17 protein-coding genes are annotated in these 22,532 nt (G+C 68.3%); 13 read left to right on the top strand and 4 right to left on the bottom strand.

The genetic code is table 11. From position 1 onward, the window contains the following. Together gspD and QRN34_RS14095 are read left to right on the top strand one after the other, a co-directional pair. On the top strand, window positions 1–2,234 hold a 2,234-nt coding region (gene gspD, locus QRN34_RS14090; RefSeq protein ID WP_285405332.1), incomplete at its 5' end, for a type II secretion system secretin GspD. Window positions 2,235–2,304: 70 nt separating this feature from the next. Then, the gene (locus QRN34_RS14095; protein WP_285405334.1) at window positions 2,305–3,981 is read left to right on the top strand and encodes a GGDEF domain-containing phosphodiesterase; all 1,677 of its coding nucleotides are present in this window, start codon (window positions 2,305–2,307) and stop codon (window positions 3,979–3,981) included. On the opposite strand, the gene QRN34_RS14100 is transcribed toward QRN34_RS14095, so the two are convergent. Continuing rightward, window positions 3,891–4,598: a hypothetical protein gene (locus QRN34_RS14100; protein WP_285405335.1), complete on the bottom strand. Its 708-nt coding sequence runs from the start codon at window positions 4,596–4,598 to the stop codon at window positions 3,891–3,893. The genes QRN34_RS14095 and QRN34_RS14100 overlap by 91 nt on opposite strands. 149 nt (window positions 4,599–4,747) lie before the next feature. Between QRN34_RS14100 and QRN34_RS14105 the strand changes: the two genes are divergently transcribed. The 4 genes from QRN34_RS14105 (at window position 4,748) to sodC (ending at window position 8,722) form a co-directional block, all read left to right on the top strand. Next, window positions 4,748–6,301: a protein adenylyltransferase SelO gene (locus QRN34_RS14105; protein ID WP_285405337.1), complete on the top strand. Its 1,554-nt coding sequence runs from the start codon at window positions 4,748–4,750 to the stop codon at window positions 6,299–6,301. 49 nt (window positions 6,302–6,350) lie between these two features. Next, complete coding sequence (locus QRN34_RS14110) at window positions 6,351–7,415, top strand: methyltransferase (protein ID WP_285405339.1); 1,065 nt, start codon at window positions 6,351–6,353, stop codon at window positions 7,413–7,415. Further along, a complete protein-coding gene (locus tag QRN34_RS14115) occupies window positions 7,412–8,113 on the top strand; it encodes a pseudouridine synthase (RefSeq protein WP_285405341.1) in 702 nt (233 codons plus the stop codon). The genes QRN34_RS14110 and QRN34_RS14115 overlap by 4 nt, the downstream gene beginning before the upstream one ends. 81 nt (window positions 8,114–8,194) lie before the next feature. Then, window positions 8,195–8,722: a superoxide dismutase [Cu-Zn] SodC gene (sodC, locus tag QRN34_RS14120; RefSeq protein ID WP_285405343.1), complete on the top strand. Its 528-nt coding sequence runs from the start codon at window positions 8,195–8,197 to the stop codon at window positions 8,720–8,722. On the opposite strand, the gene QRN34_RS14125 is transcribed toward sodC, so the two are convergent. Continuing rightward, a complete protein-coding gene (locus QRN34_RS14125) occupies window positions 8,723–9,790 on the bottom strand; it encodes a GGDEF domain-containing protein (RefSeq protein WP_285405345.1) in 1,068 nt (355 codons plus the stop codon). Window positions 9,791–10,052: 262 nt separating this feature from the next. Next, complete coding sequence (locus QRN34_RS14130; protein WP_285405347.1) at window positions 10,053–11,030, bottom strand: CorA family divalent cation transporter; 978 nt, start codon at window positions 11,028–11,030, stop codon at window positions 10,053–10,055. Window positions 11,031–11,133: 103 nt separating this feature from the next. Here QRN34_RS14130 and QRN34_RS14135 point away from each other — a divergent pair, with 103 nt between their 5' ends. The 4 genes from QRN34_RS14135 (at window position 11,134) to QRN34_RS14150 (ending at window position 18,489) form a co-directional block, all read left to right on the top strand. After that, complete coding sequence (locus tag QRN34_RS14135; RefSeq protein ID WP_036142000.1) at window positions 11,134–11,427, top strand: GNAT family N-acetyltransferase; 294 nt, start codon at window positions 11,134–11,136, stop codon at window positions 11,425–11,427. Window positions 11,428–11,509: 82 nt separating this feature from the next. After that, window positions 11,510–13,588, top strand: coding sequence for a S9 family peptidase (locus tag QRN34_RS14140; RefSeq protein ID WP_285405350.1), 2,079 nt, complete (start codon window positions 11,510–11,512; stop codon window positions 13,586–13,588). 256 nt (window positions 13,589–13,844) lie between these two features. Further along, a complete protein-coding gene (locus QRN34_RS14145; RefSeq protein ID WP_285405352.1) occupies window positions 13,845–15,395 on the top strand; it encodes an EAL domain-containing protein in 1,551 nt (516 codons plus the stop codon). Then, window positions 15,385–18,489 (top strand): ligand-binding sensor domain-containing diguanylate cyclase, encoded by a 3,105-nt coding sequence (locus tag QRN34_RS14150; protein WP_285405353.1) that lies wholly within the window; start codon window positions 15,385–15,387, stop codon window positions 18,487–18,489. Before QRN34_RS14145 ends, QRN34_RS14150 begins: the two co-directional genes overlap by 11 nt. 985 nt (window positions 18,490–19,474) lie before the next feature. On the opposite strand, the gene QRN34_RS14155 is transcribed toward QRN34_RS14150, so the two are convergent. Continuing rightward, window positions 19,475–19,957 carry a YajQ family cyclic di-GMP-binding protein gene (locus QRN34_RS14155; protein ID WP_036141993.1) on the bottom strand — a complete coding sequence of 161 codons (483 nt, stop codon included), beginning with the start codon at window positions 19,955–19,957 and terminating at the stop codon, window positions 19,475–19,477. An 80-nt stretch (window positions 19,958–20,037) separates the two neighbouring features. Between QRN34_RS14155 and QRN34_RS14160 the strand changes: the two genes are divergently transcribed. The 3 genes from QRN34_RS14160 (at window position 20,038) to QRN34_RS14170 (ending at window position 22,530) form a co-directional block, all read left to right on the top strand. Continuing rightward, window positions 20,038–21,213, top strand: coding sequence for an NAD(P)/FAD-dependent oxidoreductase (locus QRN34_RS14160; protein ID WP_285405356.1), 1,176 nt, complete (start codon window positions 20,038–20,040; stop codon window positions 21,211–21,213). A 12-nt stretch (window positions 21,214–21,225) separates the two neighbouring features. Further along, window positions 21,226–22,107 (top strand): NAD(P)-dependent oxidoreductase, encoded by an 882-nt coding sequence (locus QRN34_RS14165; protein WP_285405358.1) that lies wholly within the window; start codon window positions 21,226–21,228, stop codon window positions 22,105–22,107. A 141-nt stretch (window positions 22,108–22,248) separates the two neighbouring features. Further along, window positions 22,249–22,530: a hypothetical protein gene (locus tag QRN34_RS14170; RefSeq protein WP_285405360.1), complete on the top strand. Its 282-nt coding sequence runs from the start codon at window positions 22,249–22,251 to the stop codon at window positions 22,528–22,530. Window positions 22,531–22,532: the final 2 nt, after the last annotated feature.

The following is a 22,532-nucleotide window of genomic DNA, read 5'->3' on the forward strand; positions in this document are numbered from 1 at the left end:
GTGACGATGGATCGTTGCAGCGCGAAGCCATGGCCGGTACGGAACTGCCTGCCCCGCGGCCGCGCATCGCGCCGTCGACCAATCCCTCCACGCCGACCACCACCCAGCCGCAGATCACCACCGGTACCGGCCAGTTCGTCCGCCCCGTGGGTCTCGCCAGGCCAAAGCCGGTTGCCGCGGGCACGGGTACGGTGACCTTCAATTTCGAGAACCAGCCGGTCGAGGCGGTGGTCAAGGCCATTTTGGGCGACCTGCTGCACGAGAACTACTCGATCACCCCGGGTGTGCAGGGCAACATTTCCTTTTCCACCTCGCAGCCGGTGACGGCGGAGCAGGCGCTGCCGATCCTGGAGACGCTGTTGTCGTGGACGGATAACTCGCTGGTGCACAGCAACGGCCGTTACGTGGTGGTGCCGTCGAAGGATGCCGTGGCGGGCAACCTGGTGCCCAGCCTGGGCGCCAATGCGCCGGCCGGCGGCCTGCAGGCGCGGCTGTTCCCGTTGCACTACATCTCGGCCACCGAGATGCAGAAGCTGATCAAGCCGTTCGCGCGGCCGGACGCCACGCTGCTGGCCGATTCCACGCGCAACGTCATCGTCATGGCCGGCACGCCTTCCGAGCTGGATAACTACCAGCGCACCGTGGCCACGTTCGACGTGGACTGGCTGCGTGGCATGTCGGTGGGCGTGTTCAGCCTGCAGCGTGCGCAGGTGAAGGACTTGCAGCCGCAGCTGGATGCGATCTTCGGCGAGAAGGGCAACACGCCGATGGCCGGCGTGCTGCGTTTCATCCCGATCGAGCGGACCAACTCGCTGGTGGTGATCAGCCCGCAGCCGGCGTACCTCGACGAGGTACGCAGCTGGATCGACCGCATCGATCATGGCGGCGGCAACGAGCCGCAGCTGTACGTCTACGACGTGCGTAACGTGCAGGCCTCGGACATGGCCGATTATCTTTCCGACATCTACGGCAGCGGATCGAAAGGCGGCGCCACCGACCGCGGCGGCAAGGTGGGCCCCGGCCTGACCTCGGGTACGCTGGGCGGTGGCGACAGCGACCTGGGCAATCGCGGCGGTTCGGGTCTCGGCAGCACCACGGGTGCCTTTGGCAGCACCGGCGGCGGTTCGACCACGGGCGGGCTGGCGTCGGGCACGGCGGGCAGCACCGGGTCGACGGGATCGACCGGTTCGACTGCAAGCGGCGGCCTGGGCGGTGCTGGCGCGGGTGACGCGTCGTCGGGCGACGGTGGCGGCACGGGCAAGAGCCATTCCGCCACCACCACGGACGACGGTGTGCGGATCACCTCGGTGGACAGCAACAACCAGATCATGGTGCGCTGCCGTCCCGCGCAATGGGCCGAGATCGAGCAGGCGATCAAGCGCCTGGACGCGGTGCCGCTGCAGGTGCAGATCGAGACACGCATCCTCGAGGTCAGCCTCACCGGCGAATTCCAGTTCGGCGTACAGTGGTACCTCGAAGGATTGACCGGCACCACCAACGGCCAGCCGACGCAGCCGGGCAACAAGCACCAGTACGCGCTGGGCAATGGTGGCGCCACGTACAACTCGGCGAACGACAGCTTCTTCTATTCGTTCGTCAACAACCATATCTCGGTCGCCCTGCACGCGATGGAGCAGAACGGCAATACCAAGGTGCTGTCGGCGCCATCGCTCGTGGTGCTGAACAACCAGAAGGCGCACATCCAGGTCGGCGACCAGATTCCCATCACGCAGACCTACATCAACACCAACGCCAATTCGGACAACACCATCGGCCAGCTGGAGTACAAGGACACCGGCGTGATCCTCAACGTGCGTCCGCGCGTGAATCCCGGTGGCCTGGTGTACCTCAACGTGAACCAGGTGGTGAGCGCGGCGGGCCAGAAGGATACCGCCACGGGCAACTTCCCGATCCAGCAGCGCGAGGTGGCCACCCAGGTGGCCGTGCAGAGCGGGCAGACGGTGTTGCTGGGCGGCCTGATCAAGCAGAACGACACCACCACCGACACCGGTATTCCCGGGCTCAACCGGATACCCGTTTTCGGCCGTTTGTTCGGAACGACCAACCGCAGCCGCGCCCGCACGGAGCTGATCGTGCTGATCACGCCGCGGGTGATCACCAACGGCGACGAGGCCAAGCAGGTTACCGACGAATACCAGCGCAAATTCGAATCGCTGCGGCCCCTGACCCGCAACCCGTCGGTCGCACCGTCCACCGGCGCGGCCTACCCGTAGCTTTTCGCACACACGCGCGTCACACGGGGCGTTCCAACGTCGTCTGACGTGTTCTGGGAAGGGGGAACGGGTGGAATACGATCTGCAGGGCTGGTCGACCGTGCTGGAACTGATGCCCACGGCGATGTTCGTGCGCGACGCACGGCACCGCTGGGTGCTGGTCAATCGCATGGGTTATGCGTATTTCGGCCTCGGCCCGGACGATGTCCTCGGGCGTACCGACGACGAACTGTTCCCGCCGGAGCAGGCCGCGCGCATGGCCGCCGGGGACGAAGCCGTGTTGCGCAGCCATGAGGTGGTGGAATCCGAGGAATCGATGACCGATCCGCAGGGCCGCGTGCGCACGCTGATCACCCGCAAGACCTGCATCGAACTGGACGGCCAGCCGCATGTGCTGGCCTCGATCACCGACATCACCGAGTTGCGCGAATCGGAAGCCTATGTCCGCTGGCTGGCCTGCCACGACGCGCTGACCGGGTTGTCCAACCGCACGGCGCTGTTCGGCCGCATCGACGCCGCCATCGCCAAGGCGGCCGCGGGCGGGGAGCGTTCGGCCCTGTTTTACCTGGACCTGGACGGCTTCAAGAAGGTCAACGACACCTGGGGCCATCTGGCCGGCGACGAATTGCTGATGCAGTTCGCGGTCCGCCTGCGTGACGCGGTGGACCCGAGCGATACGGTGGCGCGGATCGGCGGGGACGAATTCGCGGTGCTGGTGGAGGAACGCGACGGCTTCGACGCCGCGGCCCTGGCCGCTACCTTCCTCGCCCTGGCCGGCAAGCCGTTCGGCGTGCTTTCCACCACCGCATTCATCGGCACGTCGGTGGGCGTGATCACCATCGACCGGGAGGCGGTGGCGGCCGGCGAGCTGGCGCGCAAGGCGGACAGCGCGCTTTACGAGGCGAAGAAGAAGCGCAACCGCTACGTGCTCTACAACGACGAACTGGACGCCGCGCTGGAACACCGCCGCGATGTGGAACGCCTGCTGGACGATGCCCTGGTCAGCGGCGAAGGCCTGAGTTGCCATTACCAGCCGATGGTTCGTGCCAGCGACGGCAAGCTGATCGGCCTGGAAGCGCTGGCGCGGTGGCAGCATCCGCGACTGGGGGAGATACCGCCGGTGCAGTTCATCCCCGTGGCGGAGGAAACTGGGTTGATCGATCGCCTGGGCGAGTGGATGCTGCGCACGGCCTGTGCGCGCGTGGCCCGTCTGCCCGACCTGTTCGTGGCCGTGAACGTCAGTGCGGTGCAATTGCGCGACGACAACTTCGCCGCGATGGTGCTGCGCGTGCTGCGCGAATCAGGGTTGCCGGCGCAGCGCCTGGAGCTGGAAATCACCGAGAGCGCGATCGTCCACGCCGACGGCCTCGCGGTCAGCCTGCTCCGGCAGCTGCGTGGCGTGGGCGTGCGCGTGTCGCTGGACGACTTCGGAACCGGCTATTCCAGCCTCACCCTGCTGAAAGACCTCGATGTGGACAAGGTCAAGATCGACCGTTCGTTCGTGCAGATGGCGCCGACGGCGGGCGACTCCGCGGCGATCGTACGTGCCGTGTCCAACCTGGGTGCGGCCCTGGGCCTGTGCGTGGTGGCCGAGGGCGTCGAGACCGAGCAGCAGCGCGCGTTCCTTTGCGAAGCCGGATGCGACGAACTGCAGGGTTACCTGTTCTCGCCGGCCGTGCCCGAGGACGGCATCGAGCACATGGCGCAGTCGTTTCCGGCACCCGCCGCGGTGCTTTCGCTGGAATAGGCGTCCGCGGGCATCGGCCAGGTCCGGCGCAGGTCCGGCATGCCGGGCACGCTGGTCGGCTGGGGCAAGGGCAGCGGCATGCGCGCACCGGATACGCCCCCGGTGGCATCGCCGACGATGGCGATGACGCAGCCGCCGCTTTCCTGCGAACTGCCGAACGACAGCCGCCCCCAGGGCATCTGCAGCACCGTGTAACGATTGGGCAGCATGGACGGCGCCGTCGGCAGGGTGGTTTCCGAGGCGGTGGCGTGGAAGGCCTCCGCCAGGTCCGCGCGCGGGAAGCACGGCCGCTGTTCGAGCTGGATGGACGTGAAGCGGGCCATCGCCACGTCGCCGCCCTCGTTGAAACCGCGCGCCTCGAACGCGCTGACCCGGTAACCGTCGCGTGTGACGAACGGCTGGCTGCGGACGATCTGGGGCGGCGCGTCCGCCGTCGCGTGCAGGCCGCCGGGCAGCTTGCGCGACAACGCATCCACGGCGTTCGGCAGCGTGCCCATCGTCGCGTTGACGATTTCCACCAGCGTCTTGTCGCTGCGCGGCACAGCCAACGGCCCGGCCCAGGCGGCGGAGGCCAGGGAGGCGGCGAGCAGGCTGGCCAGGGCGCGGGTCGGACGCATGGAATCCAGGACGGGGAGGGCGGGGCGCTAGTGTGCACGAGTCGGTCGGCTCGTGCGGCATCGGGCCCTCGTGCGGACCCTACGCCTTGTAACGCGCCCTGCCGACCGGATATTGAAGTGACCATCCAACGCGCCAGCCCCCCTCGCCGATGACAGCCCTCCGTTTCGACAACGCCTTCGTCCGCGACCTGCCGGCCGACCCGGACACCCACAACGCGCCGCGCCAGGTGGAAGGCGCGGCGTATTCCTGGGTGGACCCCACCCCGGTGGCCGCGCCCCGCGTGGTCGCCGTGGCCGACGACGTGGCCGCCATGCTCGGCATCGATCCGGCCACGCCGGACTTTGCCCAGGTGTTCGCCGGCAACGCGACCTGGCCGGGCATGCGTGGCTACGCCATGGCCTACGGCGGTCACCAGTTCGGCCATTGGGCGGGCCAACTGGGCGATGGGCGGGCGATCGGGCTGGGCGAAGTGCTGACGGCGCATCACGGCCGGCAGGAGCTGCAGCTCAAGGGGGCCGGCCGCACGCCGTATTCGCGTGGCGCCGACGGGCGGGCCGTGCTGCGTTCCTCCATCCGCGAGTTCCTGTGCAGCGAGGCCATGCACCACCTGGGCGTGCCGACGACGCGGGCCCTGTGCCTGCTGGCCACCGGTGACCAGGTGCTGCGCGATGTCATGTACGACGGCCACCCGGCCCTGGAGCCGGGCGCCATCGTCTGCCGGGTGGCACCGTCGTTCCTGCGCTTCGGCTCGTACGAGCTGCCGTCGTCGCGCAACGACACGGGCCTGTTGCGGCAGCTGGTGGACTTCACCGTGCGCACGCATTTCCCGGCGATCGCCGCGTTGCCGGAGGCCGATCGCCATGGCGCGTTCTTCGCCGAGGTGTGCGAGCGCACCGCACGGCTGGTCGCGCACTGGATGCGCGTGGGCTTCGTCCATGGCGTCATGAACACCGACAACCTGTCCATCCTCGGCCTGACCATCGACTACGGCCCGTACGGCTGGGTGGACAATTTCGATCCGGACTGGACGCCCAACACCACCGACCGCGCGCATCGGCGCTACCGGTTCGGCCAGCAGCCGCAGGTGGCGTACTGGAACCTGCAACGCCTGGCCCAGGCGTTGGCGCCGCTGTTCGCGGACACCGACGCCTTGCAGGCCGGGCTGGCGCGCTATGTGGAGGTGTTCGAGGCCACCGACGCGGCCTTCTCGCGCGCCAAGCTCGGCCTGGCGCAGGCGCGGGAGGATGACGACAGCCTGGTCGCGGACCTGCGTGGCCTGCTGGCCGCTGGCGAGATGGACATGACGATCTTCTACCGCGCGCTGGCGGCGCTGGACCTCGAAGCACCGTCCGTCGACACGGTGGCGGAGGCGTTCTACGACGACGCCCGCCGCGCCGCCGTCGAGCCGGCCCTGCTGCTTTGGTTGCGTCGCTATGCCGCCCGCCTGCGCGACGACGGCGCGTCACCGGCCGAGCGCATGGCGCTGATGCACGCGAGCAACCCGTGCTACGTGCTGCGCAATTACCTCGCCCAGGAGGCGATCGATCGTGCGGAGCAAGGCGACGACAGCGGCGTGCACGCGTTGCTCGACACGCTGCGTCGTCCCTACGACGAGCAGCCGGGGCGCGAGCACCTTGCGGCCCGTCGTCCTGACTGGGCCCGCGACCGGCTGGGTTGCTCGATGCTCTCCTGCAGCAGCTGAGCGCGGCCGCTCGCGCTAGAATCGGCGGTCGTCCACCCTGCCGAGGTCCATGGCGTTGTCCGCCGGAACCGCATCCGAAGCCGCCCTGGAGGCACTTTTCGTCCCGTTCGCCACGGGCGCGTTGCGCTGGCCGGACGACGGGCGCCTGTTGATGCTGCGCGCCCGCGACGGCTTCGCCCTGCGTGAGCACCGCCGTCCCGGGTGGGTCATGCAGCAGTCGTTCAAGCCGGCCGCCGACGCGCTGGCGCGCTCCGGCTTCGAGGTCGTGGCCGAACCGCCCGCGGGGCGTTTCCGCGTCGTCATGGTGCTGCCCACCCGGCAACGCGAGGAAACCCGCGCGTTGTTCGCCCAGGCGCTGGCGTGCGCCGGCAGCGACGGCATCGTAGTGGCCGCCGTGCCCAACAGCGAAGGCGCGAAGACGGCCGAAGGCGACCTGACGGCCCTGGCCGGCCTCGATGGCCAGCTGTCGAAGCACAAGTGCCGGGTGTTCTGGACCCGGCCCGGCAGCACGCCCGACCCGGTGCTGCACGAAGCGTGGCTGGCGCTGGACGCACCCACGGCCATCGAGGGCGGGCGTTTCCTCAGCCGGCGCGGGCTGTTCGCGTGGGACCGCGTCGACACCGCCTCGTCGCTGCTGGCCGCGGCCTTGCCGGTGGACCTGCGCGGGCGGCTGGCCGATCTGGGTGCTGGCTTCGGCTACCTCGCGTGCGCCGCCATCGAGCGCTGCCCGGGCATCGTCGCCGCGGATCTCTACGAAGCCGAAGGCCGGGCCCTTGCGCCGGCCAGCGCCAACCTTGCCGCGGCCGCGGGCCATGCGGGGCGTGACGTCGCCACGTCCGTGCAGTGGGCCGACGTGACCCACGGCATCGCCCCCGGTTACGACGTGATCGTGTCCAACCCGCCGTTCCACCAGGGACGCGCGGACCAGCCGGAACTCGGCCGCGCGTTCATCGCGGCCGCGGTGCGGGGCCTCGCGCCCACCGGCCGGTTCTGGATGGTCGCCAATCGCCACCTCGCTTACGAGGCGGCACTCGACGCGGCGTTTGCCCGCGTCCACAGGGTCGTCGACAGCGACGGCTTCAAAGTCATCGAAGCACAGGAGCCCCGTCGATGAAACTCGTCCGCCTGTTGGCGAATCTTGGTTATGGCAGTCGCAAGCAGGTCGCCGCCCTGTTCCGGGAAGGCGCGGTCACCGACGCCGACGGCGAGGTGCTGTACGCCGACGACAAGGTGGAACACGGCCAGATCCGTTTCGAGGGCCAGCCCCTGGATCCGCCGCAGGGCCTGCTGCTGATGCTCAACAAGCCCACCGGCTATACCTGCTCGCGCAAGGACGTCGGGCGCCTGGTCTACGACCTGCTGCCGCCGCGCTTCGCGCTGCGCAACCCGGTGTTGTCGACGGTGGGGCGGCTGGATCGCGACACCTCGGGGCTGCTGCTGTTCACCGACGACGGCCCGTTGCTGCACCGGATCATCTCGCCCAAGGCCTCGCTGGCGAAGGTCTACGAGGCCACGCTGGCCGAGGACCTGCGCGGCGACGAAGCCGCGATCTTCGCGGCCGGTACCCTGATGCTGGAGGGTGAGACCGACCCCTTGCTGCCGGCGACGCTGGACGTGCTCGGCCCGCGGCGGGCCCGCCTGACGCTCACGGAAGGCCGTTATCACCAGGTGCGCCGCATGTTCGCGGCGGTCGGCAACCATGTCGCGGCCCTGGAACGGACCACGCTCGGTGGCTTGTCGCTCGACGACCTGCCGGTGGGCGAGTGGCGCGCGCTCGACGACGCGGACCGCGCACGGATGTTCGGCGGCTGAGCGACCCGGGTGCCGGCGTGGACGCTCCGTCCACGCCGCATGCACTATCCCTTGGAAGGTCCCGAACCCAAGGAGTGCGCCATGAAGAAGATCGCTATCGTTGTTGCCGGCCTGGTCGCGTGTGCCGCCGCGCATGCCGCGGACAAGAGCCTCGTGGTGCCGCTGGCCGCCGTCACGGCGCAGGGTGCCGGTGCGTCGGTCGGCACGGTGACCGTGACCGAAAGCGCAAAGGGCCTGGTATTCACGCCGAACCTGAAGGGCCTGCCGCCGGGTCAGCACGGGTTCCACCTGCACGAGAAGCCGAGCTGCGATCCGGGCGAGAAGGATGGCAAGAAGGGCGCCGCGCTGGCCGCCGGCGGCCATTACGATCCGGCGAAGACCGGCAAGCACGCGGGCCCGGAGGCCATGGGCCATGAGGGCGACCTGCCGCGCATCGACGTGGGCGCCGATGGCACCGACACCACGCCGGTCACCGCGCCGCACCTGACCTCGCTTGCCACGCTCAAGGGCCATGCCCTGATGATCCATGCCGGGGGCGACAACTACGCCGACCAGCCCGAAGCGCTGGGCGGCGGCGGTGCGCGTATCGCCTGCGGTGTGGTGCCCTAGTCAGAACAGGTCGATACTGCCCAGCGCCACCGGCGGGGCCAGCTGGCCTCGTTCGGCCAGGCTTTCGTAGCCGTGCACGCCGTTGCGGCCGTTTTCCTTGGCGAAGTAGAGCGCCTTGTCGGCCCGGTCGAGCACGATCTCGGGGTAGTCGTTCTCGGTGATGCGCGCGTAGCCGATGCTGACGGTGACATGGCCGACCTGCGGGAACGCGTGGTCGGCGATGAACTGGCGGAAACGATCCAGCGCGTAGTGCGCCACGTTTTCGTTTTCCGCAGCGATCAGCATCACGAATTCCTCGCCACCGAAGCGGAACAGCACGTCGCTCTGGCGGAAGCTGGCGCGCATCAGCTGGGCCAGCATCAGGATGACTTCGTCACCGTAGACATGGCCGTAGGTGTCGTTGATCCGCTTGAAGTGGTCGATGTCCAGGATCGCAAGGTAGATCTTGCTGTCGTCGTCGCGGCCGCGACGCTCGTCCTCGCCACCCACCGCGGCACGGGCCCGCTGGCGGCTGAGCTTGAGCAGGCGGCGCAGGCGCTGTTCGAAGCTGCGACGGTTGTATAGCCCGGTGAGCTTGTCGCGCTCGCTCTCGTTGAGCAGGGCGATGTAGTTGCCGTAGATACGGGCGAAGCCTTCGATCATGACGCGCACGGCGTCGAGTGAATCGTTCGCCTCCAGCATCAGCGCACCGATGGCCGAGGATTCACGCTGGATGGGAATCACCAGGCGGCAGTCGCCGGTGTCGGTCACGTCGCTGACGACTTCCAGCGTTTCCATGGCGCACACGATGCTGTCGACCGGGTCGCCCTCGCGCGGGGGCTCCAGGGCGTCGACGACGAAACCGCCTTCGGTCTTCCGCGAGCACACCACCATCGATTCGATCGGCTGTTGCAGGCTTTCGCCGCGCTTGCACAGCGTCACGCTGTTGACCGGCACCAGTTCGGCCAGGGAAAGCACCAGGCTGTGGTCCAGTGCGTCGATGTCGCGATGGTGGGTGAACTCCGCCACCGAAGCCAGCAGGCGCGTCTCGGGAAAGCCGCCCGCGAGGGCGTGCCAGGGTGTCCTCATGGGGTATCCCGCGGCGCGACATGGTGTCCGCGATGGTGGTTACTGACTGGCACCGAGCACATCCTCCCCCGAGTCGGGCGGCCTGGCGGCGCCCCGTGTCGTTCGACCGGCTGATACCGGGCTTATCCTCAGGGAGGGATAACGGCACCCAAGCCGGAAACTTTAGGGTAAAAACAGGCCCGATGCGTGAAAGTGTGACGAGGGTCCGCCTTGACGTCTTCACATGCAGGGCGGCGTGGGTTAAGGGCGGGGTGTGTCGGGTTCAATCGCCCTCGAGCCACCCGCGCCATTTGAAGAACAGCACCGGCAGCAGCATGCTGAGCAGGATGATCCCGATGGCCATGGGATAGCCGAACGTCCAGTCCAGTTCCGGCATGTGCTTGAAATTCATGCCCCACACGCCGGCCAGGATCACCGGCGGAATGGTCGCTACCGAGGTCACGGTCAGTACCTTCATCACGTGGTTCTGGTCGGTGCTGATGAAACCCAGGCTGGCGTCCAGCAGGAACTGCAGCTTGTTGGTCAACTGGTCGTCGAACTCGTCCAGCGTGCGCAGGTCGTGGTCGACCACGCGCAGCCGCACTTCCACCTGGTCGGATATCCATTCCGGCTGCTTGGCCCGCACGAACGACACGATGCGTTGCACGCCCAGCATCGAGGAACGATTGCGCGCCTGCTCGCCCTCCAGCCGTCCCACCTCCAGCATGCAGTCGCGCAGGGCCGGGGTGCCCAGCCGCTCGGTGGTAAAGACGCGGTCGGAGAGTTTCTTCAGGTCGGCCGAGACGTCTTCCATCCGCTTGGCCGCCAGGTTCACGATGGCTTCGATCAACGTGGCCAGCACGTCGCCGCTGGATTCCCAGCGCTGCTCGTCGCAACTGCGGCTGGCCAGGTCGAAGGCGGGGGAATCGTGGAAACGCAGGGTCATCAGCAGGCGACCGGTTACCACGATGCCGAGCGGCGACGGCCGATGTCCCCCACCGTCGTGCGCGGCGTGATCCACGTCGGCGAAGTAGGGGATGGACAGGTACATGGCGTCGTCGTCGGTACGGATGCGGCTGGACAGGGCCAGGTTGTCCACATCGCCGCGGTCGGGCACGCGCAGGCCGGATATCGCCCCGGCGCATCGGCGTTCGTCGTCGCTGGGGTCGAGCAGGTCGATCCACAGCGGCGCCCGGGGCACGTCCATGCCGGTTGTCCAGTGGATGGCCGCCTTGCGGCCGTGTTCATGAATGATGAGCACGCGCGTGTCGATCCTGTGGCCTGACCAGTGGGACGCGACCTTAACGCCGCGCCCATCCACGGAGTGCGAAAGTGTCGGCACCTTGTTCCGTCCGGAGTATGCAATGAGCGACACCGCCCAGCCACTGGCCATTACCCACGATGCCGCCAACCAGGTGTTCACCGCCGTGGTCGACGGGCACACCTGCGAGGTGGAATACCGCCTGGAAGGCGACGCCATGACCATCACCCATACGGGCGTTCCCTCGCCGGTGGGCGGGCGCGGCATCGCGGCGGCGTTGACGCTGTTCGCGGTGCGCTTTGCCGAGGGCAGGCACTGGAAGATCGTTCCCGCATGTTCTTACGCCGACACCTGGTTCAAGCGTCATCCCGAGTACGCCCATCTGCTGCGCGGTTGAGCACGTCACGTAGGCGCATGCCTACCCCGGTGGATGGGTGTCGTGATAGTTTTCACGTTTAACTCACAGACCGGGTAATCGCATGCGCACGAAGTGGATCGCCGCCGCCCTGGCACTTGCCATCGTCCATGCCGGTTCCGCCGCCGCCGATACCGCCTCCGCGCCGGGCAAGAAGGCGGCGTCGCCCACCGATGCGCGGATCGCCGGCATCCTGGACGCGCTGGGCAAGGTCCGCACCATCGAGTCCGTCGCGCTGTCGCCCGACGGCAAGCAGCTGGCCTGGGCGGTCAAGACCGACGGCAAGCCGGTGGTGGAGATCGCCGACGCCCAGGGACACCATGCGCACCGGATCACCGCGTCGAAGGGGTGCAGCGAGGTCGGCGTGACCTGGGCCGCCGACTCGCGCCACCTGGCCTTCCTTTCCGACTGCGCCGGCAAGGGCCCGGGCGTGGGGGAGGGCAAGCAGAACGACATCTACGTCGTCGATACCTCGCGCAAGGCTGCACCGCAGCGGCTGACCCACCTTACCGGTTACGTCGACAGCCTGACCTGGCGTCCCGATGGCAGGCAGCTCGGCTTCCTCTACGTGCCCAACGCCACGCGCCAGGCCAGCGCCACGGCCGCGGCCAAGCCGCAGTTGGGTGAGGTCGGCGTCGAGGGCATCGAGATCCAGCAGGTGGCCAGCGTGGACGCCACGGGAGGCGACGTCCACGTGCTGACGCCCGCGGGCCTGCACGTCTACGAGTTCGCGTTTTCCGCCGCGGGCGACCGCCTGGCGTATGTCGCGGCGGAGCCGCCGGGCGACAACAATTGGTGGGTGGCGAAGCTGTATGTCCAGCCCAGCCGCGCAGGCGCCAAGACCGACGTGGTGGTGGACACCACGAAACTCACCGGTGCGCTCAAGGGCTTGCAGATCGCCGTGCCGCGTTTCTCGCCGGACGGCTCGCGCCTCGCCTTCATCGGCGGCCTCATGAGCGACCAGGGCTCGACCGGCGGCGACATCTGGACCGTACCGTCCGCCGGGGGCGCGGCGCCCGTGGATGTCACCCCGGATATCCATACCACGCCGGCCTGGTTTGCCTGGACGGCGAACGACCAGCTGCTGGTCGACGAGGTGGCCGCCGGGTCGGCCCGGCTGTCGCGCTATGCCCTGCCAGCCACCGGCGCGGCATCGGCCACCCGCCTGTTCGATCTGCCGATGTCGATCGGCGATGGCCGTCTGTCGATGTCCGTGTCGCTGGATGCGGCGGCCACGCATGCGGCCTTCATTGCCAGCTCGTTCGAGCAACCCTACGAAGTGCACGTGGCCGACTTGGCCGGCGGCCAGGCGCCGGTGGCGGTGACCACGTTCAACGCCGGGCTGAAGCCGTCCTGGGGCAAGGCCGAGTCGATCTCCTGGACCTTCGAGGGCCACGACGTGCAGGGCTGGCTGCTGTATCCGGCGCATTACGATCCGGCCAAGCGCTACGGCATGATCGTCGCGGTGCACGGTGGCCCGGCCGCATCGGTCATGCCGCGCTGGCCCGGCGTAGGCTACGGCGGCGCGCCGCTGTCGGCCCTGGGCTATTTCGTCTTCATGCCCAACCCGCGCGGCAGCTACGGCCAGGGCGAGGCCTTTGTCCAGGCCAACCGCAAGGATTTCGGCTACGGCGACCTGCGCGACATCCTTGCCGGGGTCGATGCGATCGAGAAGGATCACCCGGTGGACGACAAGCGCCTGGGCCTCACCGGCTGGAGCTATGGCGGCTTCATGACGATGTTCGGCGTGACCCAGACCAACCGCTTCCGTGCGGCGGTGGCCGGCGCCGGTATCTCCAACTGGCAGAGCTACTACGGGCAGAACCTGATCGACCAGTGGATGACGCCTTACTTCGGCGCCTCGGTGTACGACGACCCCGGCGTCTATGCAAAGAGTTCCGCGATCAACTTCATCAAGCAGGTGAAGACGCCCACGCTGATCGTCGTGGGCGAACGCGACGCCGAAACGCCGGCACCGCAGTCGTTCGAGTTCTGGCACGCGCTGCGCGCGCAGGGCGTGCCCACCTCGCTGGTGGTCTACCCGGGTGAAGGGCATGGCTTCGCGCGCGAGGAAAACCGGCGTGACGTGGTCGCCCGGGCGCTGTCGTGGTTCGACCGCTACCTGTCGGCCAAGGGGCAATAAATCGCGATCGTGCGCGTTTTCGGAAGCGCACGCCTAATGGTGCATTGCGTTTTTTCGCCGGTCCATCATCATTCGGCAGATCGGGGCTAAAGGCGGGGGCGTTGGTGGCCGTTACACCTAGGGAGAAGTCGTTTTGCGCCTGGTGTCTCTCCGGGTACCCGGGCGTACTTGTTTCGTATTCGAAGAACATCCCCGGCCCGGCGCGTCTTGCGTCGGTCACCGGGACATCCCGGCGATGTCCGGGCCGGAGCAAAGTGTGCTGAGCCATCGTAGTGTCGAGGGCGGCCTTCACGGGGCCGCTTCGCGGTGTGCCCGCTGGACCCTCACGGGTTCGGGCGAGGGTGGTCACTGCACCGGTTTTGGCACCGCCGGCGCGGGTCTGGGCTGGCTCGTCTCGCTGGTTGTCGTGGTTGTCCTGGCCACCGTCGTCATCGCCTGGCTGGCCAGCCAGCGCGTGCGGTTGCGCAGCCGGCTGGGCGATCCCCGCGAGCAGGCGCGCCGCGCACTGGCGTTCCGCGCCTACCACGACACCCTGACCGGGCTGCCCAATCGCGCCTACCTGCTGCAGACGCTTGAGCGAGCCCTGGCGACGTCCTCCGACGAGGCGCTCGCCGTGATGTTCATCGACCTGGACGGCTTCAAGTCCATCAACGACACGCTCGGCCACGAGGCCGGCGACGCCTTCCTGCAGGCCGTCGCCAGCAGCCTGCGCAGCAGCGTGCGCGAACGCGACACGGTGTCGCGCTTCGGCGGCGACGAGTTCGTGGTGGTGGTGCAGGCCTATGGCGGTATGGAAAACCTCGTGCGGGTCTGTCGCAAGGTGCTCGACCTGGTCTCGCAGCCAGTCAGCGTCGCCGGCCAGTTCGTGGCGGTCAGCCCCAGCATCGGTGTCGCCGTGGCGCCCAAGGACGGCACCGTCGCCCAGATGCTGATCCGCAACGCGGACGCCGCGATGTATGCGGTGAAGGAAACCGGCAAGGCCGACTTCCGTTTCTACGAGGAAGGCATGCTCGAGCAGGCCCGCGAACGCGTCGCGCTGACGGTGGAACTGCGCGAGGCCCTGCAACAGGGCAACCTCAGCCTGGAATACCAGCCCAAGCGCCACCTGCGCGACGGCACGCTGGCCGGCGTGGAAGCGCTGGCGCGCTGGAAGCACCCCGTGCGGGGGCAGGTGCCACCGGCCGTGTTCGTGGCGGTGGCGGAGCGCTCCGGCTTGATCCACGCCCTGGGCGAATACGTGCTGCGCGCAGTGCTGACCCAGGTGAAAGCCTGGGACGCGGCGGGCATCGTGGTGGATTACGTGGCGATCAACCTCTCCATGCACGAGCTGACCCGACCGGCTTTCGTCGAGACGCTGCACCGTGTCGTACGTTCCTACGGCGTGGATCCGGGCCGGATCCGCTTCGAGCTCACTGAATCCACGGCCATGCGCCAGCCGGAAGAAACCCTGCGCCAGCTGGTCAAGCTGCGCTCCCACGGTTTCGACCTGCTGATCGACGACTTCGGCGCGGGCTACTGGAACCTGGGCCACCTGCGCGAGCTGCCCGTGGGCACCATCAAGATCGACCAGTCGTTCGTGCGTGGCAGCACCCTCAACCTGGCCGACCGCGAGATCACCGAGGCGATCGTCGGGCTGGCCCGTAAGCTCAACATGCGCACCATCGCCGAAGGCGTGGAAACCGAGGCACAGGCCGACTGGCTGCGCGAACTCGGGTGCGACATCGGCCAGGGCTACTTCTTCGCCCGTCCGATGACCGCCGACGCCTTCAGTCACTACCTCGATCCGACGATGGCCCATGCCGGCTGAGCACGCTTCCCGGCCCGTGCGCCCCTCGCGCCTTCGAGCCCGCCTTGCGGTCCTTGCGGCCGGGCTGGTGTTGTTCGTCGCCACGGCCGTGGCTGCGGAGGTGGCGCCGGCCGTGCCCCCCGCCGCGGTCGATCCCTGGGCGGTGTACGAGACCGCATGGTTCGACACCGTCGGCGTCGCCGACGGCCTGCCGCACTCGACCACCACGGCTATCGTGCAGGACAAGCGCGGCCTGATCTGGATCGGTACGTTCGGTGGCTTGGTGCGCTACGACGGTTACCGCATGCAGGTGTTCGGCCAGGAGCCCGATGCGTATGCGGGCGCCGTGCTGCCGGATGCCTACGTCCGCGCCCTGATGCCGCTGGACGACGGCGGCCTGCTGATCGGCACCAACACCGGTGGCCTGGTGCGGTTCGATCCGCAGACCATGCGCTTCCATGTGTATCCCGTGGGGCCCGGCGGCACGTCGCACGCGAAGATTTTCTCGATCGCCCCGGCGCGCGAGCACGGTGTGTACTGGGTGGCCACCGAAGGCGGCATCGACCGCATCGACGTCGCCCGGGGCCGCATCGAACACGTCTCGGGACAGCCCGGCGACGAAAAGGACATGCGGCCGCGTACCTTCGTGGTGGCCGAGGACGCCGTGGGCAACCTCTGGGCGGGTGCGGACAATGGCCTGTTCGTGCGTCGTCCCGGCGGCCACTTCGAGCGCGTCGTGTCGACCGATCCGGCCATCGACGAGATCCTGCGCGACCAGGTCTGGGCGCTGCTGCCCGATGCCAGGCGCAACCTCTGGATAGGCACGGGGCAGTCCGGCGCCATCTACATCGACGCGGACGGCAAGGCGCACCGCGTGCCCGGCCTCTCGGGCAAGGACAGCGTGGCCCGCCGGCGCACCGTGCGCGCCTTCCACGAGACACCGCAGGGCGTGCTCTGGGCGGCGACGGACGGCGCGGGTGTCGTCACCTACGACACGGTGACGGGACGCGTGCGTCCGCTGGCCCACGATGCCGCCATGCCCTCGTCGTTGCCCGGCGACATCACGCGCGACATCCTGCAGGACGCCTCGGGAAACATCTGGGTCGCGACCGAGCTCGGCGCGGCGCGCTACGACCCCCACGGTCGCGCGGTGTTCTCCGTGCTGCCCTCGCCGCTGGAAACCCACACGCTCTCCAACGCCAACGTGCATTCGGTGTTCGTCGACCCGCGCGGCCGGGTCTGGCTGGGGCTGGGCATGGGGCGCATCGACGTGCTCGACCTGGGCAAGGGCGGCATGCGCCACCTGCAACTGGGCGGCGAGCAGGCGGAGCGCGACGTGCAGGCCTTCGTCGTGGCGCCCGACGGCGCCATCTGGGCGGGCGCGCAAGGCATTTCGCGGATCGATCCGGAGACCTTCGCCATGACCAGCTCGGTGATCCCGAGCCTGGACGGCAAGCTGATCCTGTCGATGCAGCGCGACGGCAACGACATCCTGATCGGCGGTTACGACGGCCTGTTCCGTTACGACACGGTCAAGGGCACCCTGGTGCAGATGCGCCACGACGACGGCGATCCGACCAGCCTGGTCGGCGACCAGGTGCGCTACATCACGCGCATGCCCGGGGCGTGGTGGTTCTCGACCATCAGCGGCATCAGCATCGCCTACGACGGCAAGCCGGGCTTCGTGAACCTGCACCACGATCCGGCGGACCCCACCAGCCTGCCGCACGATTACACCGGCTCGGTGGCGTTCGACTCGCATCACCGGCTGTGGCTGGGCACCTTCGGCGGCATCGCCTATGTCGACGATTTCAAGCCGGGCGGCCCGTTCCGCTTCGGCGTGATCGGCGCGCGCGAGGGCCTGGTCAACACCAAGATCAACGCCTTGCTGATCGACCACGACGACCGGGTCTGGGCGTCGATGGCCAATGGCGTGGCCATGGTGGATGCCCATACCCACCGGGTGGCCGACCTGGGTATCCGCGACGGCCTGCGCATTCCCAGCTACATCCACCGTGCCGCCGCGGAGGCGCCGGGCGGCGAGCTGATGTTCGGCGGCCTGGGCGGCCTTACGGTGATCCGTCCCTACTGGGTGGCGCCGCGGGTGGCACCGCCGCGCCTGGCGATCACCCAGGTGACGGTCAACGACAAGTCGCTGCCCCTGGCCGACCTCCCGGGTGACGGCGGCAGCGTCAGCCTCGACGGCGATGGCCGCAACCTGCGCGTGGACTTCGCCCTGCTGGATTTCCGCGCACCCGCGGAGACGCACTACGCCTACCGCATGGACGACGCGGACAACGGCTGGAACGAGGTGGCCCGCGGGCTGCCGCCCAGCGCGATCTACACCAACCTCGCCAGCGGTAACTACACGCTGCGCCTGCGCGCGACGATGCGCGGGCTGGACGCCCGCACGGTGGAATCCTCCATTCACGTGACCGTGGTGCCGCGCTGGTACGAAAGCCTGTGGACGCTGGCGTTCGGGGTGGCGCTGGGCGTGGTGGCATTCTTCGGCCTGGTCCACCTGCGCACGCTCTACCTGCGTCGTCGTGCCGAGCTGTTACAGGTGCAGGTCGATGCGCGCACGCGCGACCTCAAGGCCGCGAACGAACGGCTCGACCACCTCGCCGGGACCGACGAGCTGACCGGCTCGCTCAACCGCCGCCGCTTCCTCGAACAGGCCGAGCGCGTGCGCCAGGGCGCCGCGAGCGACGGCATCCCGTTCAGCATGGTGTTGCTGGACATCGACGACTTCAAGACGGTGAACGACACGTTCGGCCACCTGGCCGGCGACACGGTGATCCGCGAGACGATGCGGGTGATCTCGTCGATGTGCCGCGCCGACGACCTGGCCGGCCGCTTCGGCGGCGAGGAGTTCATCCTCTGCCTGCCGGGCGCCCTGGCCGAGCACGCACTGGACATCACCGAGCGCGTGCGCCACGCACTGGGCGCGATGACCATCGTGCACGGCGACTACCGCATCCGCATCACGGTGAGCGCAGGCGTCGCCATGTGGCGTGCACCCGAGTCGCTCAATTCCCTGCTGGGCCGCGCCGACGAGGCGCTGTACGAGGCAAAGAACGACGGCCGCAACCGCAGTCGCATCGCCAGCCTCTAAGCCCGTTAGGACCGCAGAATGTACCGGTAGAAACGCACGATGTGCCGGTAGGAGCGCACGATGTGCGCGAAAAGCCAACAAGGCGGTAAAGCGGTAAAGCCGAATTCCTCGAGCAAGAGCCGGCGGGTAGCCCCCTCGGGGCCACGCCTGCGGCGACCCGAAAAGGAAAGGCCGCTGGCGCGGCCGTGTACCTGATTCGCGCACATCGTGCGCTCCTACCCGCGCCACATCCGGGTCCGGCTTCGAACGGGGATTTTCGATTCGCCATCCATGGCTCAGCGAAAATGGCCGGCCGTCCTGGCCGGCCCCCTTCGGGCCTTGTCCGTTCGAAGCCCTCGCCTGCGGCTACCGGCCCCGAGGGGGCTACCCGCCGGCTCTTTCCAAGACTGAGGTGGGTTGTGACGAGAGCGGCCGCAGACGTGCAGGGTATGGCGTCGCCGCTTTGTTGGCTTTTCGCCCACATCGTGGGCTCCTACGCCAAGGGTAGGTAGGTCGCAGGTGTAGGGCAGGTTGTGGCATATCCAACGCGTGGTCGGCCGTCTGGGGGGGGGTAGGAGCGCACGCACGTGCGCGAACCCTCGACGTACCTAAGGCGACCGATGCCATGCAAAGCAGGCAAGCGAGCGTTCCCACCCACGAAGCGAAACCCAGCTCTTCGCTCTCCCCACACGCAACCTCAGTGCTGGAAAGAGCCGGCGGGTGCCACCCTCGGGGCCGGTAGCCGCAGGCGAGGGGTTCGAACGGATCAGGCCGCGAAGCGGGGCCGGCCCGGACGGCCGGCCGTTTTCGCGAGACAGGGATGTCGAGTCGAAAACCCCCGTTCGAAGCCCGACCCGCCCCGTAGGGGAATAAATACACGGCCGCGGAGCGGCCCTTCCCTAGCGGGTCGCCGCAGGCGTGGCCCCGAGGGTGGCACCCGCCGGCTCTTGCTCCACGGCCTAAGGCCAAACGCGACGCCGAAGGCGAGCCCACACAACTCCCGCCATCAATCCCGAAAATTGTCGAACTGCAACGGCACTTCCACATCGGCCTTGCGCAGCAGCGCCATGGCTGCCTGCAAATCGTCGCGCTTCTTTCCGGTGACACGGATCTTCTCCGCGTTGATCTGCGCCTCGACCTTCAGCTTGGCTTCCTTGATCTTCGCGATGATTGTCTTGGCGACCTTCTGCTCGAGGCCCTGCTTGATGGTCACCTTCTGGCGCGCCTCGGCGAGGTTGGTCTCGACCTTGCCGACGTCCATGGCGCGTACGTCGATCTGGCGGGCGGAGAGACGGGCGCGGAGGATGTCCATCACCTGGCTGATCTGGAATTCGTTGTCGGCGCGCAGGGTCAGGACGTTTTCTTCCTGCTCGATCTTCGCGGAGGTGCCTTTCAGGTCGAAGCGAGTGGTGACCTCGCGGTTGGCCTGGTCCAGGGCGTTGACGAGTTCGTGTTTGTCGACTTCCGAGATGATGTCGAAGGAGGGCATGGCGGGGTCCTTGTCGAAGGGGGCGATGCCCCAGTTTACGCGAGGGCGCTACCATGTGCGTTTGCACGACGGGAAGCACCATGGAATACGACGTCCTCGTCATCGGGGCGGGCGCGGCGGGACTGATGACGGCCATCGTCGCCGGTGGCCGTGGCCGGCGCGTGCTGGTGGTGGATCACGCCAACCGCGCGGGCAAGAAGATCCTGATGTCCGGCGGCGGGCGCTGCAATTTCACCAATACCGCCACCACGCCCGCCAACTTCCTCTCGGCCAACCCGCATTTCTGCAAGTCCGCACTGGCGCGCTATACGCCGTGGGATTTTATCGCGATGGTCGACCGGCATCGTATCGCCTGGCACGAGAAATCGCCGGGGCAGCTGTTCTGCGACGAGTCCTCCAAGCTGATCGTGCGCATGCTGCTGGACGAATGCGCGGCGGCGGGTGTACGCGTGGAGACCGGCTGCGGGGTGTCGCGCCTGCGCGCGGTGGAGGGTGGCTTCGCCTGCGACACGCCGCTGGGGGCGGTGCGCGCGGCATCGCTGGTGGTCGCCACCGGCGGCTTGTCCATCCCCAGCCTGGGCGCCACGGGCTTCGGCTACGAGGTGGCGAAGCAGTTCGGCCACCGGGTGCTGCCGGTGCGTGCGGGGCTTGTGCCGCTCACCCTCAGCGGCAAGCACCAGGAGCGTTTCGATGGCCTGGCCGGCGTGGCGCTGCCGGTGGAGGCGCGGGTGGGCGATGCCGCGTTCCGCGATGCGCTGCTGTTCACCCATCGGGGTCTGAGCGGTCCGGCGATCCTGCAGGTGTCCTCGTACTGGGAGCCGGGGGCAGACCTGCGCGTCGACCTGTTGCCCGGCATCGATGCGGCTGAGGCGCTGCGCCAGGGACAGGCCGAGCGCCCGGCGGCCGAGCTGAAGACCGTGCTGGCGTCGTTGCTGCCGCGGCGCCTGGCGGAGCGGCTGTGCGAGATATGGCTGCCCAACCGGCCCATGCGGCAATACCGCGCCGCCGAACTGAACGACATCGGCGCGCAACTGGCCGACTGGCCCGTCGTGGCCAGCGGCACGGAGGGCTATCGCACCGCCGAGGTCACGCTGGGCGGCGTGGATACCGACGAGGTCTCTTCGTCCACCATGATGTCGAAAAGACATCCGGGGCTGTATTTCGTAGGAGAGGTTCTCGACGTGACCGGCCATCTGGGCGGTTACAACTTCCAATGGGCCTGGGCCTGCGGCCATGCCGCCGGCCTGGCCGTCTGACAGGAGCGCGACATGCGTATCGGATTTATCGGCCTGGGTGCCATGGGCGCCGCCATGGCCGCCAACCTCGTCAAGGGTGGCCATGAGGTCACCGTATGGAACCGCTCGCCCGAGGCGGCCCGGCCGCTGGCGGAGCAGGGCGCCCGCGTGGCATCCAATCCGGCGGAGGTGGCCGAGGGTGCCGACGTCATCCACGGCATGCTCGCCAACGATGCCGCCGTGCGCCAGGTGCTGTTCGACGGCGGTGTGCTGGATGCGTTGCCGCGCGGGGCCGTCCATGTGAACCATGCGACGATCTCGGTGGCGCTGGCGCGCGAGCTGGTGGAGGCGCACGAGACGCGTGGCCTGGGCTTCGTGGCCGCCCCGGTGTTTGGCCGGCCGGAGGTCGCTGCCGCGGGCGGGCTGAACATCGTCGTGTCGGGCAGGCCCGAGGCCGTGGCCACCGTGCAGCCGCTGCTGGCGCTGCTGGCGGCGAAGGTCTGGCCGATGGGCGACGATCCGATCCGCGCGACCATCGTCAAGATCGGCGGCAACTTCATGATCGGCGCCGCCATCGAGAGCATGGCCGAGGCCACGGCGCTCACCCGCGCACATGGTGTGAGCGCCGCCGACTTCCTCGATGTCATGTCCAATTCGCTGTTCGCCGCGCCGGTGTTCAAGAATTACGGCGGCCAGATCGCTCGTGACACCTACACCCCGGCCGGCTTCAAGCTCAGCCTGGGCTTCAAGGACGTGGGCCTGGCACGCTCGGCCGCTGAAGCGGAGCGGGTGCCGATGCCGCTGGCCAGCGTGCTGCACGACACCTTGCTCGAATCCCTGGCGCAGGGCGACGGCGACATCGACTGGGCCGGCATGGCCCGCGTTGCGGCGGCCCGCGCCCACCTCAAGGACTGAGCGGCGACCCGGCAAGTGGCGGCTGGCTGGTCAGACATGGAACGGCAGGTGCGCCGGGGAAGGGCGCCTTCACACTCTCCAGTCCGGTCGGTTCGCCACAATGTCTACCGCACGCTGTTGTGCAGTCCTGGGAACGAACTCATGTCGGCAACCTGGAAAACGGTTTACGAAGGCGATCACGAAGGCCGCTCGGTCTCGGTCAAGGAATCCAACGACCATACGTACAAGGTCCTGACGACGCAGAACTTCAAAGATGAAGGCACGGCGTACCAGGATGGCGAACGCTACGTGCACGTGTCGCCCGCCAGCCCCGGCGAGCAGGTGGAGAGCGAGGCCAACTCCCGCGACTCGCTGCAAGAAGCCCTGAAGGAACTCCATTTCTCCAGCGAGACGGTCAGCGCGATTCTCCAAAAGCTCCCGTAGAA

It is taken from the genome of Luteibacter sp. ME-Dv--P-043b (assembly GCF_030209605.1).
Taxonomy (GTDB): domain Bacteria; phylum Pseudomonadota; class Gammaproteobacteria; order Xanthomonadales; family Rhodanobacteraceae; genus Luteibacter.

Bases quoted from the DNA above. Each gene is read 5' to 3' on its own strand.
- QRN34_RS14100 (WP_285405335.1), bottom strand. From the start codon at position 4,598: ATGCGTCCGACCCGCGCCCTGGCCAGCCTGCTCGCCGCCTCCCTGGCC.
- QRN34_RS14105 (WP_285405337.1), top strand. From the start codon at position 4,748: ATGACAGCCCTCCGTTTCGACAACGCCTTCGTCCGCGACCTGCCGGCC.
- QRN34_RS14110 (WP_285405339.1), top strand. From the start codon at position 6,351: ATGGCGTTGTCCGCCGGAACCGCATCCGAAGCCGCCCTGGAGGCACTT.
- QRN34_RS14115 (WP_285405341.1), top strand. From the start codon at position 7,412: ATGAAACTCGTCCGCCTGTTGGCGAATCTTGGTTATGGCAGTCGCAAG.
- sodC (WP_285405343.1), top strand. From the start codon at position 8,195: ATGAAGAAGATCGCTATCGTTGTTGCCGGCCTGGTCGCGTGTGCCGCC.
- QRN34_RS14125 (WP_285405345.1), bottom strand. From the start codon at position 9,790: ATGAGGACACCCTGGCACGCCCTCGCGGGCGGCTTTCCCGAGACGCGC.
- QRN34_RS14135 (WP_036142000.1), top strand. From the start codon at position 11,134: ATGAGCGACACCGCCCAGCCACTGGCCATTACCCACGATGCCGCCAAC.
- QRN34_RS14140 (WP_285405350.1), top strand. From the start codon at position 11,510: ATGCGCACGAAGTGGATCGCCGCCGCCCTGGCACTTGCCATCGTCCAT.
- QRN34_RS14150 (WP_285405353.1), top strand. From the start codon at position 15,385: ATGCCGGCTGAGCACGCTTCCCGGCCCGTGCGCCCCTCGCGCCTTCGA.
- QRN34_RS14155 (WP_036141993.1), bottom strand. From the start codon at position 19,957: ATGCCCTCCTTCGACATCATCTCGGAAGTCGACAAACACGAACTCGTC.
- QRN34_RS14160 (WP_285405356.1), top strand. From the start codon at position 20,038: ATGGAATACGACGTCCTCGTCATCGGGGCGGGCGCGGCGGGACTGATG.
- QRN34_RS14165 (WP_285405358.1), top strand. From the start codon at position 21,226: ATGCGTATCGGATTTATCGGCCTGGGTGCCATGGGCGCCGCCATGGCC.
- QRN34_RS14170 (WP_285405360.1), top strand. From the start codon at position 22,249: ATGTCGGCAACCTGGAAAACGGTTTACGAAGGCGATCACGAAGGCCGC.